A 5,468-nucleotide genomic window follows, 5' to 3' on the forward strand; every position below is an offset into this window, starting at 1 on the left:
AAGATCGAGAACGCCATCGGCGAGGTCTTCGACCTCCGTCCGGCCGCGATCATCCGCGACCTCGACCTGCTGCGTCCGATCTACGCCCAGACCGCGGCGTACGGCCACTTCGGCCGCGAGATCCCCGACTTCGCCTGGGAGCGCACCGACCGCGTGGACGCCCTGCGCGCGGCTGCCGGCCTGTAAGCAACCGGCACTGCTCGGCCGCGACGGCCCCGGACCGCATCGGTCCGGGGCCGTCGCGCGTGCCGCGCTGCCGTGCCGCGCTGTCAGTGGGGTCTGGTAGGAATTTGGCTGTGAGCAGGAACGATGCGGGGTCCGAAGAGCCCGGGGGCGGGGCGCCGGAGCAGCTTGCGCTCATCCGGGAGAGTGTGCGGAAGGCGAAGGTCCCGAAGGCCAAGCCGCGGACGTGGCGTGGGGCGCCGCTGGCGAAGGAACTGCCCGTTGCCCGGGTCATGGTCAACAAGGGGGTGCTGCACCTCGACCAGTTCTTCGACTATGCCGTGACCGAGGAGCTGGACGCCGTCGCGCAGCCGGGGGTCCGGGTCCGGGTGCGGTTCGGGGCCGGGGCGCACAACGTCAGGGACGGCCGCCGTGAGGGCGGGGGGATGATCGACGGGTACCTCGTCGAGCGGCGGGCCGAGTCGGACTACGCCGGGCCGCTCGCCGCACTCGCCTATGTGGTGTCCCCGGAGCCGGTGCTCAGCCCTGAGCTGCTCGCGCTGTCGCGGGCGATCGCCGACCGTTACGCGGGGAGCCTCGCCGACGTACTGCAGCTGGCCGTTCCGCCGAGGAACGGGCCCGCGGAGGCCAAGCCCTCGCCCGAACCGCTGCCGCCGCCCGGTGTGCCGGAGGCCGGGACGTGGGAGCGGTACGTCCACGGGCCCGCGTTCCTGCGGGAGCTGGCGGGGGGCGGGGCGCCGCGGGCCGTGTGGAACGCGTTGCCGGGGCCGCACTGGCCGGACGAGCTCGCCCGTGCCGTGGCGGCGACGCTCGCCTCCGGGCGGGGCGCGCTGGTCGTGCTGCCGGACGGGCGGAGCGCGGCCCGGCTGGACGCGGCGCTCACCGCGCTGGTGGGCAAGGGGCACCACACGCTGCTGACCGCCGACGCCGGGCCCCAGAAGCGGTACCGGCAGTGGCTGGCGGCGCGGCGGGGGTCGGTGCGGGCCGTGATCGGGACGCGGGCCGCGATGTTCGCCCCGGTGGCGGATCTGGGTCTGGTGGCGGTGTGGGACGACGGGGATTCCAGTCACAGTGACGACCACGCGCCGTTCCCGCATGTGCGGGAGGTGCTGGAGCTGCGGTCGCAGCACAGCAAGTGCGGGTTTCTGCTGGGGGCGCTCAGCTGCACGGTCGAGGCGGCTCAGCTCGTCGAGAGCAAGTGGGCCGCGCCGTTGCGTGCGGGGCGTGAGCAGGTGCGGGCCGCGGCGCCGCTGATTCGTACGGTGGGGGACGAGGAGGTCGCCCGGGACGGCGCCGCGCGGGCCGCGCGACTGCCCAGCCTGGCGTGGCAGACCGTGCGGGACGGGCTCAGGTCCGGGCCGGTGCTGGTGCAGGTGCCCCGGCGCGGGTACGTACCGGGCCTGGCGTGCGAGCGGTGTCGTACGCACGCCAGGTGCCGGCACTGCGCCGGGCCTGTCGAAGCGGCTGACCAGCGGGAACTGCACTGCGGGTGGTGCGGCCGGGACGCGGCCGGATGGCGGTGCGGCGAGTGCGGGAGCATGCGGCTCCGGGCGCAGGTGGTGGGGGCCCGGCGCACGGCGGAGGAGCTGGGGCGGGCGTTTCCCGCTGTGCCGGTGCGTACGTCCGGACGGGACCATGTGCTGGAGAGCGTGCCGGGGGCGCCCGCGCTCGTCGTCAGTACGCCGGGGGCCGAGCCCGTGGCGGAGGGCGGTTACGCCGCGGCGCTGCTGCTCGACGGCTGGGCGATGCTCGGGCGGCAGGACCTGCGCGTCGGGGAGGAGGCGCTGCGGCGCTGGATAAGCGCCTCCGCGCTGGTCAGGGGGCAGGGGGAGGGCGGCACGGTGGTGGTTGTGGCCGAGCCTTCACTGCGGCCCGTGCAGGCGCTGGTGCGGTGGGACCCGGTGGGGCACGCGCAGCGCGAGCTGGCGGAACGGGCGGAGCTGGGCTTCCCGCCGGTGTCGCGGATGGCGGTAGTGAGCGGCCGGCCGGAGGCGGTCGCCGCGTTTCTGGCCGCGGCGGAGCTCCCGGGGGACGCCGAGGTGCTGGGGCCTGTGCCGCTGCCGGTCGCGGCGCCGGGCAGGCCCCGTCGGCCCGGCGATCCGCCGGTGGGCGAGGCGTGGGAGCGGGCGCTGCTGAGGGTGCCGCCGGGCAGTGGGGCGGCGCTTGCCGCGGCGCTGAAATCGGCGCAGGCGGCGCGGCTGGCCCGGGGAGGTGGCGATCCGGTGCGGATCAGGATTGACCCGCTGGACATCGGGTGACGGGGGAGGGGCGTGGCTTTTCCCCGGCCTGCCCGGCCCGCCCCTTCCCGCCGTGACACCGTGCGGCTCCGCCGCGCGGGACTCCGTCCGGGGCCCAGGTTCTCAATCGCCGGACGGGCCGAAGTTTTCGGGCCCGGACCGGAAAATCAAGCCCGTCCGGCGATTGAGGACACGCCTGCAAGGCGTCCGGGGTGTGGGCGCCTGCCCCCTCCGGGAAAGGGGGAGGGGTCAGCCGTTGCGGGGGCCGGGGAGGGCGCTCGGACGGACTTCCTCGCGCAGCGCATGGCCGGCTGCCGTCGGCTGGGGCGGCATGGAGCGGGCGGCCGGTACGGACGGCAGGGACGGCAGGGGCGGTGGCGCGGCAAGAGTGCGCGTAGCGGTCGTGGCCGTCGTCTCGAGGGCGAGCTCGCCCTCGGCGGCCGCGGGGGGCTGCGTCGCGGCCCGCCGCGCGCCGTAACGGCGGTGCACCGCCTGCTTGGTCACTCCGAGCGCCGAGCCGACCGCGTCCCAGGAGAAGCCGAGCGAACGGTCGAAGTCCACGGCGGCGGTCACCAGCGTCTCGACACTGTCCCGCAGCTCCTGCGCGAGGCGGACGGTCGGTGCCGGGGCCCTGCCGTAGACGACGAAGCCCGTGGAGGGGCCGGAGCGGCGCGGGCGGTAGACGTTGCCGAGCTGGGCGGTGAGGGTGCGCAGCGCGTCCACCTGCCGTCGCACCCGCTCGATGTCCCGTACCAACAGATGAAGGCTGGCCCGTGCTTGGGCGTCGTGGATTGCGTGGTCGGCCATGAACAAGCCTCTCGAACCGGCGTGGAAGAAGGAGTGGAAGAAGGGAGGACGGAAGGATCGGAAAGGTGGGTCGGGACCGCATGCGCGAGCCCTTTGGGTCAATCTCTCTTGACCAACGCGTCACCCGGCGCCGGGGTCACGCTCCTGGGGGCGTATGCGCATGTGCGCGGGGCGCGCGGATGTGCGTACGCCCCCTGGTGCCAGGGCCCATAGACTGGTGCGCCTCTTGACGCCGCACCCCGTTCCGCCTTCCTGCCCGAGAGGCCCGCGCCACCGATGAAGCTCGTCTTCGCAGGCACCCCCGAGGTCGCCGTACCCGCCCTGGACGCCCTGATCGCCTCCGGCCGGCACGAAGTTGCCGCCGTCGTCACCCGGCCCGACGCCCCGGCCGGACGCGGCCGCAAGCTCGTCGCCAGTCCCGTCGCCGCGCGCGCGGAGGAGGCCGGGATCGAGGTGCTCAAGCCGGTCAGGCCGCGCGACGAGGACTTCCTCGCGCGGTTGCGCGAGATCGCGCCGGACTGCTGCCCCGTCGTCGCGTACGGCGCGCTGCTGCCCAAGGCAGCCCTGGACATCCCCGCCCACGGCTGGGTCAACCTGCACTTCTCGCTGCTGCCGGCCTGGCGCGGCGCCGCCCCCGTGCAGCACGCGGTCCTCGCGGGCGACGAGGTCACGGGCGCCTCGACGTTCCTGATCGAGGAGGGCCTCGACTCCGGGCCGGTGTACGGCGTGCTCACCGAGCAGGTACGGCCCACCGACACCAGCGGCGACCTGCTCACCCGGCTCGCCTTCGCCGGTTCGGGACTGCTGGTCGCCACCATGGACGGCATCGAGGACGGCACGCTCCACGCCGTTCCGCAGCCCGCCGAGGGCGTCACGCTCGCACCCAAGATCACTGTCGAGGACGCGCAGGTCGACTGGACGGCGCCCGCGCTGCGCGTCGACCGCGTCGTGCGCGGCTGCACGCCCGCGCCCGGCGCCTGGACGCTGCTGCGCGGCGAGCGGCTCAAGCTGGTCGCCGTGAAGCCGCTGCCGGACCGCACGGACCTGGAGCTGGCCCCCGGCGAGCTGTCCGCGACGAAGAAGAACGTGTACGTCGGGACCGGATCGCACCCCGTCGAGCTCCTCTGGGTGCAGCCGCAGGGCAAGAAGCCGATGCTCGCCGCCGACTGGGCGCGCGGCGTGCGGATCGCCCCGGGCGAACACCTGGGCGCGTCGGACGTACGCTGAGAGGGATCGTCCCCTTCTCCAGCGGAGCACCTTTTTCGTGAGTGACCAGCCAAGCAGCAGTCCCGCCAAGCGACCCGCCAAGCGTCCGGCCAGGCCGCACCGGCGTCCCCAGAAGGATCCGGTCCGCTTCCTCGCCTTCGAGGCGCTGCGCGCCGTCGACGAGCGCGACGCGTACGCGAACCTCGTCCTGCCGCCGCTGCTCAAGAAGGCCCGCGCCAAGGGCAGCTTCGACGAGCGCGACGCGGCGCTCGCGACCGAGCTGGTGTACGGGACGCTGCGCCGCCAGGGCACGTACGACGCCGTCATCGCGGCGTGCATCGACCGGCCGCTGCGCGAGGTGGACCCGCCGGTCCTCGACGTGCTGGCGCTCGGCGCGCACCAGCTGCTCGGCACCCGCATCCCGACGCACGCCGCGGTCTCCGCGAGCGTGGAGCTGGCGCGCGTGGTGCTCGGCGAGGGGCGTGCGAAGTTCGTCAACGCGGTCCTGCGGAAGATCTCCAAGCAGGATCTCGACGCCTGGGTGGAGCAGGTCGCTCCGCCGTACGACGACGACGCCGAGGCGCACCTGTCCGTCGTCCACTCCCACCCGCGCTGGATCGTCTCCGCGCTCTGGGACGCCCTGGGCGGCGGCCGGGCCGGCATCGAGGACCTCCTCGAAGCCGACAACGAGCGGCCCGAGGTGACGCTCGTCGCCCGCCCGGGGCGCTCCACCGCCGAGGAGCTGCTGGACGCACTGGGCGAGGAGTCAGGGCTGCAGGGCCGCTGGTCGCCGTACGCCGTACGGCTGGCCGAGGGCGGCGAGCCGGGCGCCATCGCGGCCGTCCACGAGGGCCGTGCCGGAGTCCAGGACGAGGGCAGCCAGCTGGTCGCCGTCGCGCTCGCCGACGCGCCCGTCGAGGGGCGGGACGAGCGCTGGCTGGACGGCTGCGCCGGCCCCGGCGGCAAGGCCGACGTCGTGAAGCGGCTCCAGGCCGAGGGGCGCAGCGTGGCGATGGTCGGCGACGGGGTGAACGA

5 protein-coding genes are annotated in these 5,468 nt (G+C 74.8%); 4 read left to right on the forward strand and 1 reads right to left on the reverse strand.

What is annotated here, in order from left to right:
- The coding region (locus ACWD0Y_RS36040; protein WP_450264479.1) for a methionine adenosyltransferase domain-containing protein at positions 1-186 on the forward strand (186 nt) is incomplete at its 5' end.
- Positions 187-296: 110 nt separating this feature from the next.
- A complete protein-coding gene (locus ACWD0Y_RS36045) occupies positions 297-2,441 on the forward strand; it encodes a primosomal protein N' (protein WP_450264480.1) in 2,145 nt (714 codons plus the stop codon).
- Positions 2,442-2,669: 228 nt separating this feature from the next.
- Here ACWD0Y_RS36045 and ACWD0Y_RS36050 read toward each other — a convergent pair whose 3' ends face one another.
- Entirely contained in the window at positions 2,670-3,227 is a 558-nt protein-coding gene (locus tag ACWD0Y_RS36050; protein WP_450264481.1) for a hypothetical protein, read from the reverse strand.
- A gap of 276 nt (positions 3,228-3,503) precedes the next feature.
- Between ACWD0Y_RS36050 and fmt the strand changes: the two genes are divergently transcribed.
- Both fmt and ACWD0Y_RS36060 read left to right on the forward strand, forming a co-directional pair.
- Positions 3,504-4,454 (forward strand): methionyl-tRNA formyltransferase, encoded by a 951-nt coding sequence (gene fmt, locus ACWD0Y_RS36055; RefSeq protein ID WP_450264482.1) that lies wholly within the window; start codon positions 3,504-3,506, stop codon positions 4,452-4,454.
- Positions 4,455-4,491: 37 nt separating this feature from the next.
- The coding region (locus ACWD0Y_RS36060; protein WP_450264483.1) for a transcription antitermination factor NusB at positions 4,492-5,468 on the forward strand (977 nt) is incomplete at its 3' end.

It is taken from the genome of Streptomyces altiplanensis, from assembly GCF_053591575.1.